The organism is Mycobacterium sp. 852014-50255_SCH5639931, from assembly GCF_001665605.1.
GTDB classification, from domain to species: domain Bacteria; phylum Actinomycetota; class Actinomycetes; order Mycobacteriales; family Mycobacteriaceae; genus Mycobacterium; species Mycobacterium paraffinicum.
Genome location: NZ_LZSV01000046.1, coordinates 22,036 through 45,369 on the forward strand (window position 1 = coordinate 22,036; position 23,334 = coordinate 45,369).

Sequence of the window (23,334 nt, forward strand, 5' to 3'; positions counted from 1 at the left end):
TTTGGCGGGTCAGCCTTCGGGCGGTGTGAAATGGCTGACCGAAGGGTCGGCCTGACCGGGCTCGCCGCGCAGGCTGCCCCGGGTGCTGGGGTGTCCGAAGTTCACTTGGGACGGGTCGTTTTGGTAGGCCCAGTCCGCCACGATGGTGCGTTCACGGAACTTCCAGCGGCCGTCGTCTTTGATGTAGGTGTCCAGGTACCGGCCGCCGATGATGACGTCTAAGTCGTGGTCGGGCCCGGCGAAGGTGTGAAACACCAGGCAATAGATCTCACCGCGGGCCGTGTTGCCGTCGATCACGAAGTTCGTTGTGGTGATGTTGTGTTGGGAGACACGCACGTACGGTTCCGCGGCCTGTAGCTGGGCGATGAACTGTTCGACGCCGCCCGCGGAGAACGAGCCGTGCGAGTCGATCGCCTCCGGGTGGTACAGGCCGCGAAGCGCGTCATAGTCGGCGCGGTCGACGGCCCGGCAGTAGGCAGTGACGAGTTGATGCAGTTCGTCGCGGTCCAGCATCAGTGCCAAGCGGGCCTCATCCACCACCACGTCACCCAACTCCCTGGTTATTCGCTGGTCGTAAGCGCCTTTCTGATAGGTAGTCTCTCAACACATAGGTCATCGGTTTTAGGGTGTTCAGCGGAAAGGTTGGTCGTTGACGGTGAAACTTTGGCTCGCTCAAGATCCTGAGGCCGACGCGCTGCTGGACGACAACCCGTTGGCCCTGCTCATCGGGATGGTTCTTGATCAGCAGGTGCCTTTCGAGACGGCCTTCTCGGGGCCGAAGAAGATCGCGGACCGGATGGGCAGCTTTGGTGCTCATGAGATCGCCGAGTACGACCCCGACAAGTTCGCGGCGCTGTGTTCGGAAAAGCCTGCGATACATCGCTTTCCGGGGTCGATGGCCAAACGCATCCAGACCCTGGCCCAGATCATCGTGGACCGTTATGACGGCGATGCCACCGGCTTGTGGACCGCCGGGGACCCCGACGGCGAGGAGCTGCTGCGGCGAATCAAGGGGCTACCCGGCTTCGGCGAGGTCAAGGCGCAGATTTTCCTGGCTTTATTGGGCAAGCAGTACGGCGTCACGGTCAAGGGCTGGCGCGCGGCGGCCGGGCAGTTCGGCAAGGCCGGCACGCACATCTCCGTCGCCGATATCGTCGACGCCCAATCGATGGGCAAAGTGCGTTCCTATAAGAAGCAGATGAAGGCGGCAGCCAAGGCGGCCAAGTAGTAGGTCACCAGAAGGGAAGGGCGGCAACGTGAAGACACACATAACGTGTCCGTGCGGGGAAGCCATCGTCGGCAAGGATGAGGACGAGCTGGTCGAGCTGACCCAGGCTCATCTCGCCAGCGATCATCCGGGTCTCGAATACGATCGCGACGCGATCCTGTTCATGGCGTACTAACTGTCTGGCTAAACGCCGAGCGCGCGTGCCCCCGGTGGGGACACGCGCGCTCAGGGCAGGGAACAGTGCTGGCCCTACGGCACCACCGTGGAGCCGATCGTGGGCATGAACTGGCACTGTTTTTCCTTGGTGGTGACCTGCCCGAAAATGGTCGACATGATGCTGCCCGACCCGGTGTCGGCGATCGCGGTCAGCGTCGTCGGCCCGTCGCCGTTGATGTCGGTGCGCGGCTTGAGCGCGACCGTTCCAGATTTGCCCGTGGTCAGGTTCACCCACGTGACGTTCAGCGGCAGCTTCTGCACCTCGGCCGGCCCGGGGGTGCCGACGGCGGTGAACACATAGGCGGTCTGCCCGGGGCCCGGCCCGGGAGTCGGGATCTTCGCCGGGCCCGCCACCGACAGCGCGGTGGCGATCGCGCTGGTGCCGTCCGCCAGGCAATTGGTGCCGATCGAGGGATACATGAAGTCCTGCGTGGGCGGAGCGTCCGGGCCGAAGCCCGGAGCCGCGGCCGGCGCGGCGGCGGGTGCGGGAACGGCGGCCGGTGCAGCTTCGGCCGGCGCGGGAGGCGCCGGCACGGGTGCCGCGACGGGTGCGACGGTGCCCGGCGCCGGCGCGGAAGCCGGCGGCGCGGCGACCGGCGGAGCCGCCACCGGTCCCGGACCGGCGGCGTGTACCGGGTCGATTCCGGCCGGCAGGTGTGACTGAGCGCCCGGTTCGGCGCCCGCGGCCGGCGGGGCCGCGGCCGGTCCCGGACCGGCGGCGTGTGCCGGGTCGATTCCGGCCGGCAGGTGTGACTGGGCGCCCGGTTCGACACCCGCCGCGGGTACGTGCGGCACCGGCGCGCCGTCCGGGAGGGCCGTGCCGGGTTCGGGCGCGGGCGCGCCCGGGAACGGCTGGGCCAGGAATTGATTCACCGACTGGGCCACGTTCCGGGACTCGGTGGGTGCGCCCTGGTTGTGGCTGAAGGCCTGCGCTGCGGCCATGAGCAGCTGCGTCGCCTGCCCGGGGTTGGTGGCCGCCTGCTGAATGATCGGGCTCAGCTGCGATAGCGCCGGCAGGCCCGGGAGTTCTTGAGTCGAGTTAGGTTGCGGTGTCGCCGGTTCGGCTGCCGCGCTCGGGCAGAACCCGAACGCGGCAGCCGATGCCGTCACGACAGCGGCCAATCCTTTGGACAGATTCCAAGTGGTTGCCACGGTGTGTCCTCCGGTCAGTAGGGGGTGGCTTTGCTGTCGGGCTGACTAATCAGGGCAGGGCGGCGAGCAGCGGCGCTACCGGGTTGGCCCCGGTTGCCGGTGCGGCCGGTGCGGCGGGCGCGGCCGGCGCCGCCGGAGCCCCGGCCAGTGCCGACAGGTCCTGCGGCAGGGTCATCTGCGCGGGCATGTTGACCGGCAGATTGGGCAGGAACGCCGGCATGTCGACCTTCGCCTGCGGAATCTGCGGGGTCGGCGGGGTGGCGGGGGCGGTCGGCGTCGACAGCCCCGGGATGGCCGGCAGTCCGGGGATGGACGACGTGGCCGGTGCGGCGGGCGCCGCCGGGGCCGTCTGCCCCAGACCCGGGATCAACCCCTGCAGGCCCTGCGTGGCCGCCGGGGCAGACGGCGCGGAGGGCGTCGCCGCCTGCGTCAACCCGGGAATCGAGGGGATGCTTGACGCGGGATTCGCCGGTGACGTTGCGGCGGCCGACGGAACTCCCGGGAAGGTGATGCCCGGAGCAGCCGGCGCCGCCGGCGGGGTCGCGCCCAGGGCGGTAGCGAGGTTCTGCAGGATTTGGGGCGCGTTCGCCGCCGAACTGATCAGCTGCTGCGGAATGTTCGGAATCGGCGGAGCCGGCACGGGGTCGGCGTGGGCGATACCGCCCGTGAGTAGGGCTGCGGACGAACCGACGACGACGGCCGCTGCACGCATGTAAGTCCAGATGGTTGGCATGACTCTCCCTGGTTGTGGAAAACGGGTCCGCCGCCGAAGTTACGTTGATACTGATGGGACTCAAGTGACACGTGTGGCATTTATTTGATCGTTATTGATACGAGTGACGGCGGTGACCGAACGCCGGGCGACCAGGACCGCTGGCGGTGATGAGGTCCACCGGTGCCGCTCAGGCCACCTCGATCGCTAAAGTCGGGCGCATAGACACCACTTCGGCCACCCCGGCAGCACCCCCGCGCCGGCGGTTCGCGAGTCTGCTTCGGGCGGCGGCACCCGCGCTGCTAGTCGCCAGTGTCGCCGCGCGACTCGGCTGGACATATTTATCGCCCCACGGTGCGAATTTCGTCGACCTGCACGTTTACCTCGGCGGCGCCGCCGCGATCGACCATCCCGGCACGCTCTACAGCTACGTCTACGCCGATCAGACGCCGGACTTCCCGCTGCCGTTCACCTATCCGCCCTTCGCGGCGGTGGTGTTCTACCCCCTGACCCTGCTGCCCTTCGGCCTGGTCGCCTTCGCGTGGCAGATCGCGACGATGGCCGCGCTGTACGGCGCGATACGGATCAGCCAGCGGTTGATCGGCGTGGCGCCCGGCGTCGACGGCCGCCGCCTGGCCATGGCGTGGACGGCGGTCACGATCTGGATCGAGCCGCTGCGCAGCACGTTCGACTACGGGCAGGTCAATGTGTTGCTGATGGTGGGGGTGCTGTGGGCCGTGTTGACGACGCGGTGGTGGCTGTCGGGCCTGCTGGTCGGCGCCGCGGCCGGAATCAAGCTGACGCCCGCGATCTCCGGTGTCTACCTGCTCGGCGTCCGGCGATGGGCCGCGGCGGCCTTCTCCTTCGTGGTCTTCGCCGCCACCATCGGCGTGTCGGCACTGGTGGTCGGGGACCAGACCCGCTACTACTTCACAAAACTGCTGGGCGACGCGCACCGCGTGGGCCCCATCGCCACGTCGATCAATCAATCCTGGCGCGGCGGCATCTCCCGGATCCTTGGCCACGACGCCGGCTTCGGCCCGCCGGTCCTGGCCGCCATCGCCGTCACCGCGGTGCTGGCCGTCCTGGCCTGGCGGGCGCTGGACCCGTCCGACCGGCTGGGCAAGTTGCTGGTGGTCGAGTTGTTCGGGCTGCTGCTGTCGCCGATTTCCTGGTCTCACCACTGGGTGTGGCTGGTGCCGCTGATGATCTGGGCGATTCACGGGCCGCTGCGCGAGCGGCGCGGCGCCCGGATCGTGGGCTGGGGCTGGCTGGCGCTGACCATCGTCGGCGTGCCGTGGCTGCTGCTCTTCGCTCAGCCGACCATCTGGCAGATCAGCCGGCCGTGGTACCTGGCCTGGGCCGGCCTGATCTACATCGTGGCGGCCGTGGCGACGTTGGCCTGGATCACCGCCGGCAAGGGCGCCGAGCGTCACGCTGGCGTGACGGTCGAAGACCGGGCCGCGTCGGAGGACTAGCTCCCGACGATCCCGTCGATGTCGTGCGCCATGGCCACGTCCTTCTCGGTTATGCCCCCCTCGGAGTGCGTGACCAGAGCGAAAGTAACTGTCCGCCAACGGATATCGATATCCGGGTGATGGTCCTTACTCTCCGCGTGCTCGCCGACCCGGCGCACCGCGTCGATGCCGGCGAGGAAACTCGGGAACTTGATCGACCGGCGCAGGGCGCCGTCGACACGCTCCCATCCGTCGAGATCGGGCAGTGCGGCGTCGACCTGCTCATCCGTTAACACAGCCATGTCTCGACCGTATACCGTCTGGCCATGCCGACCCAGATCGTCGTCGCGGGAGCGGTCATCCGCGGCGCCAGTGTCTTGGTGGCGCAGCGCGTCCGGCCGCCCGAGTTGGCCGGCCGCTGGGAGCTGCCCGGCGGCAAGGTCGCGCCGGGTGAGACGGAGCCCGACGCGCTGGCCCGGGAGCTGGCCGAGGAGCTGGGGCTGACCGTCGGCGACGTCGCGGTGGGCGCCCGCCTGGGCGACGACATCGCGCTGGACGGCATGACGCTGCGGGCCTACCGCGTGCACCTGCTCGGCGGCGAGCCGCACGCCCGTGACCACCGGGCGGTGCGCTGGGTGACGGCGGCCGAGCTGACCGATGTCGACTGGGTGCCCGCCGACCGCGCCTGGGTCGCTGACCTGGTACGGACGCTCGCCGGCGGGGCCTCATAACAAGTCCACAGCCTTTCGGCAGCTGACATTCAGCGCCGCAGAAGGTCACGAAGGTGAACTTGGAGATATAACCCAACGTGAACTTGTAGTAAACGACTTGACCTAGAGGTGGGTGCCGACGGCGATCCTTCGCCCGCGCCGGACGCCTCTGGTCCGCAGAACCCATGCTGAGCAGACGGATTTTCGTTAACAGGCCGCGTACGGCGGAGGTGATAGACCCTTTCCCCGCACCCGATGTGGGTGCGCGGTCCGGGCCGCCGACATCGATCGCGCCGCCGATGCGGCATGGGCCGACGCTCAACACAACGCACCTGGGGTCGAGGCGACGGCCCGGCTACGACGCAGCGATACGGAGTAGAAGGGGTACCTGTTGACTCTCACACCACACGTTGGTGGGGCGCTCGAGGAGTTGCTGGAACGCAGCGGACGGTTCTTCACGCCCGGCGAGTTCTCGGCCGACCTGCGCACGGTGACACGGCGGGGCGGCCGCGAGGCCGACGTGTTCTACCGCGACAGGTGGAGTCACGACAAGGTGGTGCGCTCCACCCACGGGGTCAACTGCACCGGTTCGTGCTCCTGGAAGATCTACGTCAAGGACGGGATCATCACCTGGGAAACCCAGCAAACCGACTACCCATCGGTGGGCCCGGACCGGCCGGAATACGAGCCGCGCGGATGCCCACGCGGGGCGTCGTTCTCCTGGTACAGCTACTCGCCCACCCGGGTGCGTTACCCGTACGCCCGGGGCGTGCTGGTCGAGATGTACCGGGAAGCCAAGGCGCGCCTCGGCGATCCCGTGCTCGCCTGGGCCGACATCCAGGCGGACCCCGAACGTCGACGGCGCTATCAGCGCGCCCGCGGCAAGGGTGGGCTGATCCGGATCACCTGGGCCGAGGCCACCGAGCTGATCGCGGCCGCCCACGTGCACACCATCAAGACCTATGGTCCCGACCGGGTCGCCGGCTTCTCGCCCATCCCGGCGATGTCCATGGTGTCCTACGCCGCGGGGTCGCGGTTCTTCGAGCTGATCGGCGCCCCGATGACGTCGTTCTACGACTGGTACGCCGACCTGCCGGTGGCCTCGCCGCAGGTGTTCGGCGATCAGACCGACGTCCCGGAATCCGGAGACTGGTGGGACGCGGCCTATTTGATGATGTGGGGCTCCAACGTGCCGATCACCCGGACCCCCGACGCGCACTGGATGGCCGAGGCGCGCTACCGCGGCACCAAGGTGGTGACCGTCAGCCCCGACTACGCCGACAACACCAAGTTCGCCGACGAATGGATGCCGTGCGCGGCCGGCACCGATGGGGCGCTCGCGATGGCGATGGGGCACGTCATTCTCTCGGAATGCTATGTGCAGAAGGAGGTTCCGTTCTTCGCCGACTTCGCGTGCCGCTACACCGACCTGCCGTTCCTGATCAAGCTGGAAGAGCGCGGCGACATGCTGGTGCCGGGGAAGAACCTCACGGCGGCGGACCTGGGCAGAGGCTTCGAGGCCGAAGAGAACTCAGCGCTCAAACCGGCGGTGTGGGACGAGGCCACCGACTCGGTGGTGGTGCCGCACGGCTCACTGGGATTCCGCTACGGAGAGGACGGCGTCGGCAAGTGGAACCTCGACCTCGGCTCCCTGGTGCCGGCGCTCAGCGTGCGAAATACGCACGCCGCCAACGGCGATGGCGAAACCGCGCTGGTGCACCTGGCCAGCTTCGACACGATCAACGGGGAAGGCGCCACCGTAAAGCGCGGTGTCCCGGTGCGCCGCGTCGGCAAGCACCTGGTGTGCACCGTTTTCGATTTGATGCTCGCCCAGTACGGCGTGGCCCGCCCGGGATTGCCCGGCGAATGGCCCACCGGCTACGACGACCCGACCCAGCAGAACACCCCCGCGTGGCAGGAGGCGATCACCGGCGTGTCGGCCGCGCAGGCCATCCGCGTCGCAAAGGAATTCGCCCGCAACGCAGAGGAATCCGGTGGCCGGTCCATGATCATCATGGGCAGCGGGATCTGTCAGTGGTTCCACGGCGACGCCATCTACCGGGCGGTGCTCGCGCTGCTGATGCTGACCGGGTCGATGGGGCGCAACGGCGGCGGCTGGGCCCATTACGTCGGCCAGGAAAAGGTGCGTCCACTCACGGGATTTCAGACGATGTCGATGGCCACGGACTGGGTGCGCCCGCCGCGGCAGGTGCCGGGTGCGTCCTACTGGTACGCGCACACCGACCAGTGGCGCTACGACGGCTACGCGGCCGACAAGCTGGCCAGCCCGCTGGGCCGCGGCCGATTCGCGGGCAAGCACACGATGGATCTATTGGCCTCCGCTACCGCGATGGGCTGGAGCCCGTTCTACCCCCAGTTCGACCGGTCCAGCCTGGACGTCGCCGACGAGGCGCGCGACGCCGGCCGCGAAGTCGCCGACTATGTCGCCGAGCAGCTTCGCGACCGCAGGCTCAAGCTCTCGGTCACCGATCCCGACAATCCGGTCAACTGGCCACGGGTGCTTACGGTTTGGCGGGCCAACCTGATCGGATCGTCGGGCAAGGGCGGCGAGTACTTCCTGCGCCACCTGCTGGGCACCGACTCCAATGTGCAGGCCGAGCCGCCGGCCGACGGGATACCGCCCGCCGACGTGGTGTGCGAGGGGGACATCCCCGAGGGCAAGCTCGACCTGATGATGTCGATCGACTTCCGGATGACCTCGACGACGTTGGTCTCGGACATCGTGCTGCCCGCGGCGACCTGGTACGAGAAGGCCGACATCTCCAGCACCGACATGCACCCGTACGTGCACGCGTTCAGTGCCGCGACGGATCCACCCTGGGAAACCCGTTCGGATTTCGAGGCTTTCGGCGCCATCGCCCGGGCCTTCAGCGCGCTGGCCAAGCGTCACCTGGGCACCCGCCGCGACGTGGTCCTCACGGCGCTGCAGCACGACACCCCCGACGCGATGGCCTATCCCGATGGCACCGAAGAAGACTGGCTGCACACCGGTGCGACACCGGTGCCCGGGCGCAGCATGGCCAGGCTCACGGTGGTGGAACGCGACTACGGCGCCGTCTATGACAAGTGGCAGACCCTGGGCCCGCTCGTCGAGACGTTCGGCCTGACCACCAAGGGCATCACGGTGCATCCGTTCCGGGAGGTCGAGGAACTGGCGGCCAAGTTCGGTGTGATGAATTCCGGTGCGGCAGCGGGGCGTCCGGCCATCACCACCGCCGCGCGGATGGCCGACGTGCTGCTGCTGCTGTCCGGGACGACCAACGGCCGGCTCGCTGTCGAGGGTTTCCGCGAATTGGAGAAGCGGACGGGTCAACGGCTGGCGCACCTGGCTGAGGGCAGCGAGGAGCGGCGCATCAGCTATGCCGACACCCAGGCGCGTCCGGTCCCGGTGATCACCAGCCCGGAATGGTCGGGCAGCGAAACCGGTGGGCGCCGCTACGCGCCGTTCACCATCAACATCGAAAACCTGAAGCCGTTCCACACGCTGACCGGCCGGATGCATTTCTACCTGGCCCACGACTGGGTCGAGGAACTCGGTGAGCACCTGCCGGTGTTCCGTCCGCCGCTTGACATGACGCGGCTGTTCGGCCAGCCCGAGCTGGGTCCGACTGATGATGGGATCGGCCTCACCGTAAGGTATTTGACGCCGCACTCGAAGTGGTCGTTCCACTCCACTTACCAGGACAACCTTTACATGCTGTCGTTGTCCCGGGGCGGGCCGACGATGTGGATGAGCCCCAGCGACGCGGCCAAACTCAAAGTCCGAGACAACGATTGGGTCGAGGCCGTCAACGCCAACGGCATCTACGTGTGCCGTGCGATCGTCTCGCACCGCATGCCCGACGGTGTGGTGTTCGTCTACCACGTGCAGGAACGCACGGTGGACACACCCCGCACCGAAACCAACAACAAGCGCGGCGGCAACCACAACGCGCTGACCCGCGTCCGCATCAAGCCCAGCCACCTCGCCGGGGGCTACGGCCAGCATGCCTTCGCCTTCAACTACATGGGACCGACCGGCAACCAGCGCGACGAGGTCACCGTTGTGCGCCGCCGCAACCAGGAAGTGACGTACTGACGATGAAGGTCATGGCCCAGCTGGCGATGGTGATGAACCTCGACAAGTGCATCGGCTGCCACACGTGCTCGGTCACCTGCAAGCAGGCCTGGACCAACCGTCCCGGCACCGAGTACGTGTGGTTCAACAACGTGGAAACCCGACCGGGCCAAGGCTATCCGCGCACCTACGAGGATCAGGAGCGGTGGCGCGGCGGCTGGATACGCGACAAGAAGGGCCGGCTGCGGTTGCGCGACGGCGGGCGTATCCAGAAGTTGCTGCGCATCTTCGCCAACCCGCGGCTGCCGATCATCGACGACTACTACGAGCCTTGGACCTACGACTACGAGAACCTGACCACGGCGCCCGCGGGTGACACGTTTCCCACCGCGGCACCGAAGAGCCTGATCAGCGGCGAACCGATGAAGATCTCCTGGGGGCCGAACTGGGACGACAACCTGGCCGGGTCACCGGAGATCCTGGCGGGGGACCCGATTTTGAAGAAGGTCAGCGAGGACGTCAAACTCGCGCTCGAAGAGACCTTCATGTTCTACCTGCCCCGGATCTGCGAGCACTGCCTCAACCCGTCCTGCGTGGCGTCGTGCCCGTCGGGCGCGATGTACAAGCGCAGCGAGGACGGCATCGTGCTGGTCGACCAGGACCGCTGCCGAGGGTGGCGGATGTGTGTCTCCGGATGTCCTTACAAGAAGGTCTATTTCAACCACAAGACGGGCAAGGCCGAGAAGTGCACGCTGTGCTATCCGCGGATGGAGGTCGGGTTGCCGACCATCTGCTCGGAGACCTGCGTGGGTCGGCTGCGGTATCTGGGGCTGGTCCTCTACGACGTGGATCGGGTGCTGGAGGCGGCGTCGGTGGAGAACGAAACCGACCTCTACGAGGCGCAGCGCCGAATCCTGTTGGACCCCAACGATCCCGAGGTGATCACCGCCGCACGCGCGGAGGGCATCTCCGACGAGTGGATCGAGGCGGCCCAACGCTCGCCGGTGTACGCGCTGATCAACAACTTTCAGGTCGCGCTGCCCCTGCACCCGGAATACCGCACCATGCCGATGGTCTGGTACATCCCGCCCCTGTCGCCGGTGGTCGACGCGGTCAGTCGCGACGGTCACGACGGGGAGGACATCGGCAACCTGTTCGGCGCGCTGGACGCGCTGCGCATCCCCATGCAGTACCTGGCCGAGCTGTTCACGGCCGGCGACACCGCCGTGGTCGAAGGCGTGTTGCGGCGGCTGGCGGCGATGCGCTCCTACATGCGCGACATCAATCTCGGGCGCGAAACCCAGCCGCACATACCGCATTCCGTCGGGATGAACGAAGAGCAGATCTACGAGATGTACCGGCTGCTGGCCATCGCCAAATACGAAGAGCGGTACGTCATTCCGACCGCGTTCAGCCCGCAGGCCCGCGACCTCGAGGAGATGGGCTGCTCGTTGACGGGTGATGGCGGCCCGGGCATGTACGAGTCGGGTGAACCGGTGCCGGTCTCCGTGGAGACGTTCCACGCGCTCAAGCGGCCCGGCGGCGAGGCGGCCGCCAACGGCCAGCGGTCCGCGCGGGTGAACCTGCTGAATTGGGACGGGCGCCAGGTGCCCGCCGGGATGTTTCCCGAAGAGCAGAAGCAATGAGGCTGCTGGCCGGGCGCCGGGGACGCACCAACGCCCTGCAGGACCGACTGGTATGGCAGGCGGCATCGCTGCTGCTGGCCTACCCGGACGACGAGCTGGCCGCGCGGCTGGACACCGTCGACGAGCTGCTCAGCCACATCGGCGGGCCCGAGGCGACGCTGCTCGGACAGACGGTGGCCGCGCTGCGCGCCCGCGAGCCGATGGCCGCCGCGATGGACTACGTTGCGACGTTCGACATGCGGCGCCACTGCACGATGTACCTGACGTACTGGACCGCCGGGGACACCCGCAACCGCGGCCGGGAGATGGTCGAGTTCGCCGCCGCCTACCGGGAATCGGGCGTGCGGCCGCCGCGCGCCGAGGCGCCCGATCACCTGCCCGTCGTGCTCGAGTTCGCCGCCACCGTCGATCCCGAGGTGGGGCGGCGGCTGCTGGCCGAGCACCGTGTTCCCATCGATGTGTTGCGGGGCGCCCTCGCCGACGCGAAGTCGCCCTATGAGCCCACCGTGGCGGCGGTGTGCGCGACGCTGCCCGCCGCGACGGACCAGGACGTGCGCCGTGCCGAGCGCCTGGCGCAAGCCGGCCCGCCCGCGGAAGCCGTTGGGCTGCAACCTTTTAACTTGACCGTGCCACCCCGACGCGAAGGAGCGCCAGGTGTTTAGCAACGTATTGTTCTGGGACATCGCGCCGTACGTCACGCTGACGGTCTTGATCGTCGGCACCTGGTGGCGGTACCGCTACGACAAGTTCGGCTGGACCTCACGTTCCTCGCAGATCTACGAGTCGCGGCTGTTGCAGGTGGCCAGCCCGATGTTCCACTTCGGCATCCTGGCGGTTTTCGCCGGACACGTGATGGGCTTGTTCATCCCGCCGCGGGTGACGCAGATGCTGAAGATGAGCGACCACGTCTACCATCTGCAGGCGGTCATCGCCGGGTCGGCCGCCGGCCTCGCGACCCTGGCCGGGATCGGATTGCTGATCTACCGGCGGTTCACCCGCCCGGCGGTGTCCATGGCCACCACCCGCAGCGACAAGCTGATGTATGTGGTGCTGGTGCTGGCCATCGTGGTGGGCCTGTACTGCGACCTGATCGGCACCGGGCCGCACGGCGGCGAGTTCCACTACCGGTACACGGTCGGGCTGTGGTTCCGCCGGATTTGGATCTTCCAGCCGCACGGCGAGGTGATGATCAACGCGCCGCTGGACTACCAACTGCACGCCTTGATCGGCATGGTGCTGTTCACGCTGTTGCCGTTCACCCGGCTGGTGCACATCTTCAGCGCGCCGATCGCCTACCTGTTCCGGCCGTACATCGTCTACCGCAGCCGCGAATCCAAGGGCGAATTGGTCGGTACGGCGCCGCGCCGCAGGGGATGGTAGGGGGCGCTCGGCGGCCCGTTGAGTGTGCGTCCTGGGCTTTCGGTGTGCGGCCATGGTGTCGACACGCCGGGGCGGGCCGCCCTGGACGCACACCGGACAGCGCGCGGGCCGCACCTGCCAGTTCGCCTTCGAGTTCGCTTTGGAAGGCCCCCCGCTGCCACAATCACCGACGTGCCATTTCGTAACGTCGCCATCGTCGCCCACGTCGACCACGGCAAGACCACCCTCGTGGACGCGATGCTGCGGCAATCCGGGGCGCTGCACCACCGCGGTGACGACACCCAGGAACGCATCATGGACAGCGGTGACCTCGAGAAGGAAAAAGGCATCACCATCCTGGCCAAGAACACCGCCGTGCACCGCCTTAACGCCGACGGCACGGTGACCGTCATCAATGTGATCGACACGCCCGGGCACGCCGACTTCGGCGGGGAGGTGGAGCGCGGGCTGTCCATGGTGGACGGCGTGCTGCTGCTGGTCGACGCGTCCGAAGGGCCGCTGCCGCAGACGCGGTTTGTGCTGCGCAAGGCGCTGGCCGCACACCTTCCGGTGATCCTCGTCGTCAACAAGACCGACCGGCCCGACGCGCGCATCGCCGAGGTGGTGGAGTCCAGCCACGACCTGCTGCTGGACGTCGCCTCCGACCTCGACGACGAGGCCGCCAAGGCGGCCGAGCACGCGCTGGGCCTGCCGACGCTGTACGCGTCCGGCCGGGCCGGCGTCGCCAGCACCACCCAGCCGGCCGACGGCGAGGTGCCCGCCGGCGACAACCTGGACCCGCTGTTCGACGTGCTGATGGAGCACATCCCGCCGCCGTCGGGGGACCCCGAGGCGCCGCTGCAGGCGTTGGTGACCAACCTCGACGCGTCGGCCTTCCTCGGCCGGCTCGCGCTGATCCGCATCTACAACGGCAAGCTGCGCAAGGGCCAGCAGGTCGCCTGGATGCGTGAGGTCGACGGCCTGCCCGTCATCACCAGCGCCAAGATCACCGAGTTGCTCGCGACCGAGGGCGTCGAGCGCAGTGCCACCGACGAGGCGATCGCCGGCGACATCGTGGCGGTCGCCGGGCTGCCCGAGATCATGATCGGCGACACGCTGGCCGATCCCGATCACGCCCACGCGCTGCCCCGGATCACCGTCGACGAGCCGGCGATCTCGGTGACCATCGGTACCAACACCTCTCCGCTGGCGGGCAAGGTGTCGGGCCACAAGCTGACCGCGCGCATGGTCCGCAACCGCCTGGACCAGGAGCTGGTGGGCAACGTGTCGATCCGGGTCGTGGACATCGGCCGGCCCGACGCCTGGGAGGTGCAGGGCCGCGGCGAGCTCGCCCTGGCGGTCCTGGTCGAACAGATGCGCCGCGAGGGTTTCGAGCTCACCGTCGGCAAGCCGCAGGTGGTGACCCGCACGATCGACGGCAAGCTGCACGAGCCGTTCGAGGCGATGACCATCGACTGCCCCGAAGAGTTCGTCGGCGCGATCACCCAGCTGATGGCCGCCCGCAAGGGCCGCATGGAGGAGATGACCAACCACGCCGCCGGCTGGGTCCGGATGGACTTCATCGTGCCCAGCCGCGGACTGATCGGGTTCCGCACCGATTTCCTGACCATCACGCGCGGCACCGGGATCGCCAACGCCGTGTTCGACGGCTACCGGCCGTGGGCGGGGGAGATCCGGGCCCGCCACACCGGGTCGCTGGTCTCCGACCGCAACGGCACCATCACGCCGTTCGCGCTGATTCAGCTCGCCGATCGGGGACAGTTCTTCGTCGAACCCGGCCAGGACACCTACGAGGGCATGGTCGTCGGAATCAATCCGCGCGCAGAGGATCTCGACATCAACGTCACCCGGGAGAAGAAGCTCACCAACATGCGGTCGTCGACGGCGGACGTCATCGAGACCCTGGCCAAGCCGCTCGAGCTCGACCTGGAACAGGCCATGGAGTTCTGTGCGCAAGACGAATGCGTCGAGGTGACCCCGGAGATCGTCCGCGTCCGCAAGGTGGAGCTGGATGCCACGACCCGGGGCCGCAGCCGGGCGCGGGCCAAGGCCCGGGGTTAATCGCGCGTGCTTGGGCGGGCTGCTGGGCAGCTGCTCGATACCCTGATCGGCATGCCGAGACGAGTCCGCCGTTTCTTCGTGACGGTGGGCGTGGTTGTCTCGCTGGCCGGATTGGCGCTCGCGGCGTGCACGGTCAACCCCCCGCCGGCGCCGCAGAGCACCGACACGCCGCACAACTCGCCACCGCCGCCGCCGCGGCCGACCCAGATCATCATGGGCATCGACTCGATCGGGGCCGGCTTCAACCCGCACCTGCTGTCCGACCTGTCCCCGGTGAACGCGGCGATCAGCGCGCTGGTGCTGCCCAGCGCGTTCCGGCCGGTGCCCGACCCGGGCACGCCGACGGGTTCACGCTGGGAGATGGACCCGACCCTGCTGGAGTCGGCCGAGGTCACCAGCCAGAGCCCGTTCACGGTGACCTACAAGATCCGGCCGGAGGCGCAGTGGACCGACAACGCCCCGATCGCCGCCGACGACTTCTGGTACCTGTGGCGGCAGATGGTCAGCCAGCCCGGCGTCGTCGACCCCGCCGGCTACGACCTCATCACCGGCGTGCAGTCGCTCGAGGGCGGCAAGCAGGCGGTGGTCACCTTCGCCCAGCCCTACCCGTCGTGGAAAGAGCTGTTCAGCAACATCCTTCCGGCGCACATCGTCAAGGACGTGCCGGGCGGGTTCGCGGCCGGGCTGGCCCGGGCGCTCCCGGTGACCGGCGGCCAGTTCCGGGTGGAGAGCATCGATCCGCAGCGCGACGAGATCCTGGTGGCCCGCAACGATCGCTACTGGGGATCACCGGCCAAGCCCGCGCTCATCCTCTTCCGGCGTGCCGGGGCGCCGGCCGCGCTGGCCGATTCCGTGCGCAATGGTGACACCCAGGTCGCCCAGGTGCACGGCGGATCGGCGGCCTTCGCGCAGCTGTCCGCCATCCCCGACGTGCGCACCGCCCGGATCGTGACGCCCCGGGTCATGCAGCTGACCCTGCGCGCCAACGAGCCCAAGCTGTCCGACGCGCAGGTGCGCAAGGCGATCCTCGGGTTGCTCGACGTCGACCTGCTGGCGGCGGTGGGCGCGGGCAGCGACAACACCGTCACGCTGGACCAGGCCCAGATCCGGGCCCCCAGCGATCCCGGCTACGAGCCGACAGCGCCCCCCGCGATGACGACGCCGGCGGCGCTGGCGTTGCTGGAGGGATCCGGCTACAAGGTCGAGGGCAACTCGTCGGGGTCCCCGGCGCCGACACCGGCGAACACCGCGCCCCCCGAAGTCATCCGCGGCCGGATCAGCAAGGACGGTCAACAGCTGGCGCTGGTCATCGGCGTGGCGGTCAACGACCCGACGTCCGTCGCGGTCGCCAACACCGCGGCCGACCAGTTGCGCAACGTCGGCATCGCCGCCAGCGTGCTGGCGCTGGACCCGGTGACGCTGTATCGCGACGCGCTGAACAACCACCAGGTGGACGCGATCGTCGGCTGGCACCAGGCGGGCGGGAATCTGGCGACGCGCTTGGCGTCGCGGTACGGCTGCCCGGCCCTGGAATCGACGCAGGTGCCGGCGTCCACGGGGCCGACGACCAGTCCTCCTGGCCCGGGCTCGCCATCGACCACCGGACCGGGCACCTCCGCCACCACGCCGACGTCGACGCCGCCGCCCAGCCGCCCGGCCGACCCCAACGCCTTGGTGCAGGCGCCGTCGAACCTCACCGGGATCTGCGATCGCAGCGTTCAGTCGAACATCGATGCCGCGCTGAACGGCACCAAGAGCATCAACGACGTGATCACGGCGGTCGAGCCGCGACTGTGGAACATGTCCACCGTGTTGCCGATCCTGCAGGACACCACGATCGTCGGCGCCGGCCCGAGCGTGCAGAACGTCAGCCTGTCGGGCGCGGTGCCGGTCGGCATCGTCGGCGACGCCGGCCAATGGATCAAGACCGGGCCGTAGTCCGCGTCGTCAGTCGGCCGGCCGCCCCGGTCGCGGCGGGATCACGGTGTCGACGATCAGCGCCAGCTCCCGGCGGTTCGGCGGCGATCCGGTCAGCAGGAAGTGCTGGTTGATCAAAGCCGGGCCGATGCGGGCGGTCAGCGGGGTGATCAGCGCCGGATCGAGCTCGCCCTCCGCAACGGCGGCCTGCAGGATCGATTCGACGATCCGCAGGCGGGGGGCCACCACGGCGTCGGCGAAGATGGCGCGCATCTCGGGTTCGTGCAAGAGCTGGTTGACGGTGGCCATGCCGGGGAAGGCGGTCTTCCCGGCGCAGACGTCGCGGTGGGCGCTGAACACCGTCAGCAGGTTCTCCCGGGCCGACCGGCCGGGTCGCGCCTCGGGCAACGGCGGCAAGGTATGGACCAGTGCGGCGTGCACGAGCTCGCACTTGGTCGCCCACCGCCGGTACAGGGCCGCCTTGCCGGTGTGGGCGCGCGCCGCGATCCCCTCCATCGTCAGCCCGCCGTAGCCGACCTCGGCCAATTCGGCCAGGGTGGCCTCGTAGAGCGCCCGCTCGAGGACCTCGCCCCGTCGGCGGCTCCGGGCACCGGTCGGGGCGGTCTGGGTGAGCTGCGGCATCCCTCGATAGTAGCCGTATGCGTTCCTATCGGTGGCGACGAGACCGCCAACGGGCCTGCGCTGCGGGTAGGGTGCGTCCATGTCCGAGACGCCACGGCTACTCTTCGTCCACGCGCATCCCGACGACGAGAGCCTCAGCAACGGCGCCACCATCGCCCACTACACCGCCCGGGGGGCCGACGTGCGCGTCGTCACCTGCACGCTCGGCGAAGAGGGTGAGGTCATCGGTGACCGCTGGGCCGGCCTGGCCGTCGATCACGCGGATCAGTTGGGGGGCTACCGCATCGGCGAGCTCACCGCGGCGCTGCGTGCGCTCGGCGTCGGCGCCACCCACTACCTGGGCGGCGCCGGACGATGGCGCGACTCGGGCATGCAGGGAACGCCGGGGCGGGGGCGGCAGCGGTTCATCGACGCCGACGAGCGTGAGGCCGTCGGCGAGTTGGTCGCCGTCATTCGCGAGCACCGCCCGCACGTCGTGGTGACCTACGACCCCGGCGGCGGCTACGGCCACCCCGACCACGTCCACACCCACACCGTCACAGCGGCCGCCGTGGCCGCCGCAGGCTCCGGCGACTTCCCCGGCGAGCCGTGGACCGCGCCGAAGTTCTACTGGTCGGTGTTCGCCACCCGCGCCTTCCTGGCGGGCATGCGTGCCCTCAATGGCGAGGACCTGCGGCCCGAGTGGGCGATTCCCTCGGAGGAAGAGTTCGGCTTCGGGTACGCGGACTCCGACATCGACGCCGTCGTCGAGCCCGGCCCGCAGGCCTGGGCGGCAAAGCGGGCGGCGCTCGCCGCGCACGCCACCCAGGTGGTCGTGGGACCGACCGGCCGGGCCTGCGCCCTGTCGAACAACATGGCCCTGCCGATCCTCGCCGAGGAACACTACGTGCTGGCGGCCGGCACGGCGGGGGAGCGCGACGAGCGCGGTTGGGAAACAGATCTGCTTGCGGGGCTTGATTTCACGGCGGCCGGCACGGGGTAGGCTTGCCAATCAGGCAGCCACGGAAGGATTTCGCATGGACCCCGACCTGGACCCTAATCAGCAGCATTGGCAGGACCGGCTCGACAGCCTGCAGTGGGTTATCGGCTCGATACTCTCCAACATCGACAGCGTCCCGACCTGACCGAAACCAAGCCGCGCGCCGCATCTCTCGAAGACATCGGCGCGACAGACCCCGCGATACGTTTCGTTGTCCTGGCGCTGTTGGCCGTCGACGGGGTCCTTTCCGCACTGGCCGGGGCCCTGCTGCTGCCTTCCTATATCGGGGCGGTCCCGTTTCCCATCAGCGGCTTGATTTCTGGATTGGTCAACGCCGCGCTGGTGTGGGCCGCCGGGCGGTGGACCACATCGTCGCGGCTGGCCGCGCTGCCGTTGTGGACGTGGCTGCTCACTGTGGCGGTGATCAGCATGGGCGGCCCGGCCGACGACGTGATCCTGGGGGGTCGCGGCCCGATGGCCTACGGGGCGTTGCTGCTGATCGTGCTGGGTGTGGTGCCGCCGTTCTGGGTGCTGTGGCGGCGCGGGCGCCGGGCCTGACGTTCGTGCGGTCACGCGGGCCGGGATGTCCCCGCTTGCGGGTGTGGCAGTGCCGCTACTGTTGACTGTTGCGCAGACGGGGCCCGCACGGGTCGGAAGATAATTTCACATGTTGGGACACGCGGATGAAATTCGATCGTGGGGAAGTTACACGAAGGTGCCGCTGACTCCGGGCGAGGAGCCTACCGCTCTTCCTAATCCTGTGGTTTTGCCAAAGACCAGCGCCTCGGCGTTGCGACGGGTGTTGCGCCGCGCGCGAGACGGCGTTGCGCTCAACGTCGATGAGGCCGCCGTCGCGCTGACCGCGCGGGGTGAGGACCTCGCGGATCTGTGCGCCAGCGCGGCGCGGGTGCGCGACGCGGGCCTGGCATCGGCCGGCCGGCGCGGCCCCGGCGGCGGGTTGCCCGTCACCTATTCGCGCAAGGTGTTCATCCCGGTGACCCATCTGTGCCGCGACACCTGCCATTACTGCACCTTCGTCACCGTGCCGGGCAAGCTGCGCGCGCAGGGCGCGGGCATGTATCTCGAGCCCGACGAGATCTTCGATATCGCTGGCCGTGGAGCCGAATTGGGTTGCAAAGAAGCCCTTTTCACCCTTGGTGACCGGCCCGAGGATCGATGGCCGGAGGCGGGGCAGTGGCTTAGCGAACGCGGCTATGACTCGACGCTGTCCTACGTGCGGGCCATGGCGATCCGGGTGCTCGAGGAGACCGGCCTGCTGCCGCACCTGAACCCCGGTGTGATGAGTTGGTCGGAGATGGCCCGGCTGAAGCCGGTGGCGCCGTCGATGGGCATGATGCTCGAGACCACGTCGCGGCGGCTGTTCGAGACGAAAGGGCTTGCCCACTATGGCAGCCCGGACAAAGACCCCGCGGTGCGGCTGCGCACCCTCACCGATGCGGGCCGGCTGTCCATCCCGTTCACCACCGGCCTGCTGGTCGGCATCGGTGAGACGCTGACCGAACGTGCCGAAACCTTGCACGCGATTCGTAAGTCGCACAAGGAGTTCGGGCATGTGCAAGAAGTGATCGTGCAGAACTTCCGGGCCAAGGAACACACCGCGATGGCCGCCGTCCCCGACGCGGGGATCGACGACTACCTCGCAACAGTGGCGGTCGCCCGGCTGGTGCTCGGCCCCGGCATGCGCATCCAGGCGCCGCCCAACCTGGTGTCCCGCGACGAGTGCCTGGCGCTGGTCGGCGCCGGGGTCGACGACTGGGGCGGCGTATCACCGCTGACGCCCGATCACGTCAACCCCGAGCGGCCGTGGCCCGCTCTCGACGAGCTGGCCGACATCACCGCCGACTCCGGATACGAACTGGTTCAGCGACTTACCGCCCAGCCCAAGTACGTCCAAGCCGGGGCGGCGTGGATCGACCCGCGGGTGCGCGGACACGTGATGGCGCTGGCCGACCCTGCGACCGGCCTGGCCCGCGACGTCAATCCGGTGGGGCGGCCCTGGCAGGAGCCCGACGACGTCGCGTCCGCCGGGCGGGTGGACCTCAACGCGGCGATCGACACCGAGGGCCGCGCCACCGAAGCGCGCAGCGATCTGGACAGCGCCTTCGGCGACTGGGAATCGATCCGCGCGCAGGTGCACGAGCTGGCCGCGCGGGCCCCCGAGCGCATCGACACGGACGTGCTCGCCGCGCTGCGGGCCGCGGAGCGCGACCCCGCAGGCTGCACCGACAGCGAGTACCTGGCGCTGGCGACCGCCGACGGACCCGCGCTGGAAGCGGTTGCCGCCCTGGCTAATTCGCTACGGCGCGACACGGTGGGCGACGACGTGACATTCGTGGTGAACCGCAACATCAACTTCACCAACATCTGCTACACCGGTTGCCGGTTCTGCGCCTTCGCGCAGCGCAAGGGCGATGCCGACGCGTATTCGTTGTCCACCGAAGAGGTGGCCGACCGCGCGTGGGAGGCGCACGTCGAAGGCGCCACCGAGGTGTGCATGCAGGGCGGGATCGACCCGGAGTTGCCGGTCACCGGCTACGCCGACCTGGTCCGCGCCGTCAAGGCGCGGGTGCCGTCGATGCACGTGCATGCCTTCTCGCCCATGGAGATCGCCAACGGCGTGACCAAGAGCGGGCTGAGCGTCCGCGAGTGGCTGATCAGCCTGCGCGAGGCCGGGCTGGACACGATCCCGGGCACGGCAGCCGAGATCCTGGACGACGAAGTGCGCTGGGTGCTGACCAAGGGCAAGCTGCCGACCTCGGAATGGATCGACATCGTGACCACCGCACACGAGGTGGGCCTGCGGTCGTCGTCGACGATGATGTACGGGCACGTCGACAGCCCGCGGCACTGGGTGGGTCATCTCAACGTGCTGCGCGGCATCCAGGACCGCACCGGCGGGTTCACCGAGTTCGTCCCGTTGCCGTTCGTACACCAGAGCTCGCCGTTGTACCTCGCGGGCGCGGCCCGGCCCGGGCCCACCCACCGCGACAACCGTGCCGTGCACGCGTTGGGACGAATCATGTTGCACGGCCGCATATCCCAGATTCAGACCAGCTGGGTCAAGCTCGGGGTCGAGCGCACACAGGTGATGCTCAACGGCGGTGCCAACGATCTGGGCGGCACGCTGATGGAGGAGACCATCTCGCGGATGGCCGGTTCGGAGCACGGGTCGGCCAAGAGCGTCGAAGAGCTGACCGCGATCGCCGAGGGGATTGGACGCCCCGCCCGCCAACGCACCACGACCTACGCCCCGCGGGCCGCTTAGCAGCCCGCGGCGGCGGGTATACCCGACGCCGTGAACCGACAGATCGACGATGACCGGTTCCCCGAGTGGCGGCCGTTCGTAGACGCGGTGCAGCGGCGCCGGCCCGACGCCGGCACCTGGTGCGAGGCCTGGACGGTGCGCGACATCGTCGTCCATCAGGCCGGAAACGCCGAGGAGATCGCCCGAGTGCTGGCCGCGCACCTGGACGGCGAGCCCGTCGGCACGCGCGGCTTCGAGGAACGTGAGGGACCACTGCGCGCGCTGAACGACGCGGACCTGTGGGACGCGCTGTTCGACCGGATGGCCACCCTCAACCGGATCGCGGAAGCGGCCGACGACGTGCCCCAGGACACCGACGTCGCGTGGACGGGCCGCACCATGAAGGTGCCCTGGTTCGCCGAACACATGCGCGAAGAGCTCGTGCTGCACGGTTGGGACATCACCGGGGACGCCGACATTCCGGCGGCCCTAGAGATCGGGCTGGCCGAGCCCTGGATGACCACTCACAGCGTCGTCGCGGTCGGAAAACCGCTGCTGGCCAAGGGGGCCAAGCAATTGCGGCCCGGCGAGCGCGTCGAGGCCAGGCTGCGCGCCGCCGGCACCGATGACGTTGTGATCAGCGCTGAGGCCGACCGCACCGCCATCGGACTCACCGAACCCGAAGGCCCCGCCACCCTGGAAACCGACCCTGCCGCGCGCGTGCTGCTGCTCTGGGGGCGTAAGCCCGCAGACCCATCGCGAATCTGCAGCCGCGTCGGACCTGAGACCCTGGGCCGCGTGCGCGGCCTGCTCAGCGGTTACTGAGCGGCGTCCGCTCGGCTCAGAAGTTGTTGCAGGTCGACATGACCGCGTTGACGGTGCCGAAGTACTTCGCGGCACCCGGCATCGCTTGGGCCTGGTCGGCCATCTGCTGGCGCTTGGGCGGCGGGGAGGCGAGGAAGCTACGCAGGAAGTTCTGCGCCATCGGCGACTGGTCGAACTTCGCGGCGGCCGCCGGATCGTTCGCGTTGAGCGCCGCCATCACCTGGCCATAGTTACAGGTCGTGTTGATGGCCGGACCCCAATCGGGGTCTGCGGACGCGATTCCGGCCCCGGCGGTCAACGCCACTGCCGCGCTGCCAACCGCAACGGTCAATTTGGTCAACGACAGCCTCATGTGTGGACACCCTTCCCCAGTTAATGCACCGCTTCACGGCCACGACATCTGCCCCGCGGTTGCCGTCCGCTCGAGGTTACCAGGCGCCGCGATTGTGCTTCCAGCGCAATGCATATCGCGGAGCGCCGCGGAAGTGCGACTTTTCGCAGGTCAGCAGGCTGGGCAGCCTGTTCGCCCTCGGCGAAACCGACCCCGGTCGCGGCGTCCGAGACTGGCAGTCTTAAATCGTCAACTTAACGGGCGCGCCAAGTGGTTGACGTGTATGTGCAACGTCTAGTATCAGTAACCGAAAGCTTTGTCCTTGAGCGGCCGGAAGCACCGGGCGCGAGCCGAAGAGCAGCCCACACCGAAGTAGTACATGGAGGAGACGTCTGTGACCTACACGATCGCCGAGCCCTGTGTCGACATCAAAGACAAGGCATGTATCGAGGAGTGCCCGGTCGACTGCATTTACGAGGGCGCGCGGATGCTTTACATCCACCCCGACGAGTGCGTCGACTGCGGGGCGTGCGAGCCCGTCTGCCCCGTCGAAGCGATCTACTACGAAGACGACGTGCCCGAGCAGTGGAGCCAGTACACGCAGATCAACGCCGACTTCTTCACTGAGCTGGGATCGCCGGGCGGCGCCGCCAAGGTCGGCATGACCGAGAACGACCCGCAGGTCGTCAAGGACCTGCCGCCCCAGGGCGAGGGCGACTGAGCGGGCCGGTGCTG

At 68.7% G+C, this 23,334-nt stretch carries 21 protein-coding genes; 15 read left to right on the forward strand and 6 right to left on the reverse strand.

The window, feature by feature from the left end; genetic code table 11:
* Positions 1–9: 9 nt before the first annotated feature.
* On the reverse strand, positions 10–543 hold the full coding sequence (locus A5758_RS24655) for a nuclear transport factor 2 family protein (RefSeq protein ID WP_067745739.1): 534 nt from the start codon (positions 541–543) through the stop codon (positions 10–12).
* Positions 544–655: 112 nt separating this feature from the next.
* Between A5758_RS24655 and A5758_RS24660 the strand changes: the two genes are divergently transcribed.
* Together A5758_RS24660 and A5758_RS24665 are read left to right on the forward strand one after the other, a co-directional pair.
* A complete protein-coding gene (locus tag A5758_RS24660) occupies positions 656–1,228 on the forward strand; it encodes an HhH-GPD-type base excision DNA repair protein (RefSeq protein WP_067202863.1) in 573 nt (190 codons plus the stop codon).
* Positions 1,229–1,256: 28 nt separating this feature from the next.
* On the forward strand, positions 1,257–1,403 hold the full coding sequence (locus tag A5758_RS24665; RefSeq protein WP_066951537.1) for a DUF1059 domain-containing protein: 147 nt from the start codon (positions 1,257–1,259) through the stop codon (positions 1,401–1,403).
* A 74-nt stretch (positions 1,404–1,477) separates the two neighbouring features.
* Here A5758_RS24665 and A5758_RS24670 read toward each other — a convergent pair whose 3' ends face one another.
* Positions 1,478–2,614 carry a hypothetical protein gene (locus A5758_RS24670; RefSeq protein WP_197504061.1) on the reverse strand — a complete coding sequence of 379 codons (1,137 nt, stop codon included), beginning with the start codon at positions 2,612–2,614 and terminating at the stop codon, positions 1,478–1,480.
* Positions 2,615–2,645: 31 nt separating this feature from the next.
* Positions 2,646–3,329 (reverse strand): hypothetical protein, encoded by a 684-nt coding sequence (locus A5758_RS24675; protein WP_067745643.1) that lies wholly within the window; start codon positions 3,327–3,329, stop codon positions 2,646–2,648.
* Between the two features lie 149 nt (positions 3,330–3,478).
* On the opposite strand from A5758_RS24675, the gene A5758_RS24680 reads away from it, so the two are divergent.
* On the forward strand, positions 3,479–4,786 hold the full coding sequence (locus A5758_RS24680; protein WP_067745646.1) for a mannosyltransferase: 1,308 nt from the start codon (positions 3,479–3,481) through the stop codon (positions 4,784–4,786).
* On the opposite strand, the gene A5758_RS24685 is transcribed toward A5758_RS24680, so the two are convergent.
* Entirely contained in the window at positions 4,783–5,067 is a 285-nt protein-coding gene (locus A5758_RS24685) for a 4a-hydroxytetrahydrobiopterin dehydratase (RefSeq protein ID WP_067745649.1), read from the reverse strand. The genes A5758_RS24680 and A5758_RS24685 overlap by 4 nt on opposite strands.
* 24 nt (positions 5,068–5,091) lie before the next feature.
* Between A5758_RS24685 and A5758_RS24690 the strand changes: the two genes are divergently transcribed.
* From A5758_RS24690 to A5758_RS24720, 7 genes are all read left to right on the forward strand, one after another.
* On the forward strand, positions 5,092–5,496 hold the full coding sequence (locus tag A5758_RS24690; RefSeq protein WP_067745651.1) for a (deoxy)nucleoside triphosphate pyrophosphohydrolase: 405 nt from the start codon (positions 5,092–5,094) through the stop codon (positions 5,494–5,496).
* Between the two features lie 370 nt (positions 5,497–5,866).
* Positions 5,867–9,574, forward strand: a complete 3,708-nt coding sequence (locus A5758_RS24695; RefSeq protein WP_067745654.1) for a nitrate reductase subunit alpha — start codon at positions 5,867–5,869, stop codon at positions 9,572–9,574.
* A 2-nt stretch (positions 9,575–9,576) separates the two neighbouring features.
* Positions 9,577–11,199, forward strand: a complete 1,623-nt coding sequence (narH, locus tag A5758_RS24700) for a nitrate reductase subunit beta (RefSeq protein WP_067745657.1) — start codon at positions 9,577–9,579, stop codon at positions 11,197–11,199.
* Positions 11,196–11,861, forward strand: a complete 666-nt coding sequence (gene narJ / locus A5758_RS24705) for a nitrate reductase molybdenum cofactor assembly chaperone (protein WP_067745660.1) — start codon at positions 11,196–11,198, stop codon at positions 11,859–11,861. Before narH ends, narJ begins: the two co-directional genes overlap by 4 nt.
* Entirely contained in the window at positions 11,854–12,579 is a 726-nt protein-coding gene (narI, locus tag A5758_RS24710) for a respiratory nitrate reductase subunit gamma (RefSeq protein ID WP_067203843.1), read from the forward strand. The genes narJ and narI overlap by 8 nt, the downstream gene beginning before the upstream one ends.
* 171 nt (positions 12,580–12,750) lie before the next feature.
* Positions 12,751–14,640 (forward strand): translational GTPase TypA, encoded by a 1,890-nt coding sequence (typA, locus tag A5758_RS24715; RefSeq protein WP_067203842.1) that lies wholly within the window; start codon positions 12,751–12,753, stop codon positions 14,638–14,640.
* A gap of 45 nt (positions 14,641–14,685) precedes the next feature.
* Entirely contained in the window at positions 14,686–16,578 is a 1,893-nt protein-coding gene (locus A5758_RS24720) for an ABC transporter family substrate-binding protein (RefSeq protein WP_197504062.1), read from the forward strand.
* Between the two features lie 9 nt (positions 16,579–16,587).
* Here A5758_RS24720 and A5758_RS24725 read toward each other — a convergent pair whose 3' ends face one another.
* Entirely contained in the window at positions 16,588–17,199 is a 612-nt protein-coding gene (locus A5758_RS24725) for a TetR/AcrR family transcriptional regulator (RefSeq protein ID WP_067745666.1), read from the reverse strand.
* 79 nt (positions 17,200–17,278) lie between these two features.
* Between A5758_RS24725 and mshB the strand changes: the two genes are divergently transcribed.
* The 4 genes from mshB (at position 17,279) to A5758_RS24745 (ending at position 22,268) form a co-directional block, all read left to right on the forward strand.
* Positions 17,279–18,181, forward strand: a complete 903-nt coding sequence (gene mshB, locus A5758_RS24730) for an N-acetyl-1-D-myo-inositol-2-amino-2-deoxy-alpha-D-glucopyranoside deacetylase (protein WP_067745669.1) — start codon at positions 17,279–17,281, stop codon at positions 18,179–18,181.
* A gap of 93 nt (positions 18,182–18,274) precedes the next feature.
* On the forward strand, positions 18,275–18,736 hold the full coding sequence (locus A5758_RS24735) for a hypothetical protein (protein ID WP_067745672.1): 462 nt from the start codon (positions 18,275–18,277) through the stop codon (positions 18,734–18,736).
* 109 nt (positions 18,737–18,845) lie between these two features.
* On the forward strand, positions 18,846–21,464 hold the full coding sequence (locus A5758_RS24740; RefSeq protein WP_082939835.1) for a bifunctional FO biosynthesis protein CofGH: 2,619 nt from the start codon (positions 18,846–18,848) through the stop codon (positions 21,462–21,464).
* A gap of 30 nt (positions 21,465–21,494) precedes the next feature.
* Positions 21,495–22,268 (forward strand): maleylpyruvate isomerase N-terminal domain-containing protein, encoded by a 774-nt coding sequence (locus A5758_RS24745; RefSeq protein WP_067745678.1) that lies wholly within the window; start codon positions 21,495–21,497, stop codon positions 22,266–22,268.
* Between the two features lie 16 nt (positions 22,269–22,284).
* Here A5758_RS24745 and A5758_RS24750 read toward each other — a convergent pair whose 3' ends face one another.
* Positions 22,285–22,620 carry a hemophore-related protein gene (locus A5758_RS24750; protein WP_067203835.1) on the reverse strand — a complete coding sequence of 112 codons (336 nt, stop codon included), beginning with the start codon at positions 22,618–22,620 and terminating at the stop codon, positions 22,285–22,287.
* Between the two features lie 373 nt (positions 22,621–22,993).
* On the opposite strand from A5758_RS24750, the gene fdxA reads away from it, so the two are divergent.
* A complete protein-coding gene (gene fdxA / locus A5758_RS24755; protein WP_055398945.1) occupies positions 22,994–23,320 on the forward strand; it encodes a ferredoxin in 327 nt (108 codons plus the stop codon).
* Positions 23,321–23,334 lie beyond the last annotated feature (14 nt).

Coding starts and splice junctions, on each gene's coding strand:
- mshB (WP_067745669.1), top strand. CDS start 17,279: ATGTCCGAGACGCCACGGCTACTCTTCGTCCACGCGCATCCCGACGAC.
- A5758_RS24725 (WP_067745666.1), bottom strand. CDS start 17,199: ATGCCGCAGCTCACCCAGACCGCCCCGACCGGTGCCCGGAGCCGCCGA.
- A5758_RS24750 (WP_067203835.1), bottom strand. CDS start 22,620: ATGAGGCTGTCGTTGACCAAATTGACCGTTGCGGTTGGCAGCGCGGCA.
- A5758_RS24685 (WP_067745649.1), bottom strand. CDS start 5,067: ATGGCTGTGTTAACGGATGAGCAGGTCGACGCCGCACTGCCCGATCTC.
- A5758_RS24690 (WP_067745651.1), top strand. CDS start 5,092: ATGCCGACCCAGATCGTCGTCGCGGGAGCGGTCATCCGCGGCGCCAGT.
- A5758_RS24740 (WP_082939835.1), top strand. CDS start 18,846: ATGTTGGGACACGCGGATGAAATTCGATCGTGGGGAAGTTACACGAAG.
- A5758_RS24680 (WP_067745646.1), top strand. CDS start 3,479: ATGAGGTCCACCGGTGCCGCTCAGGCCACCTCGATCGCTAAAGTCGGG.
- A5758_RS24675 (WP_067745643.1), bottom strand. CDS start 3,329: ATGCCAACCATCTGGACTTACATGCGTGCAGCGGCCGTCGTCGTCGGT.
- narJ (WP_067745660.1), top strand. CDS start 11,196: ATGAGGCTGCTGGCCGGGCGCCGGGGACGCACCAACGCCCTGCAGGAC.
- narH (WP_067745657.1), top strand. CDS start 9,577: ATGAAGGTCATGGCCCAGCTGGCGATGGTGATGAACCTCGACAAGTGC.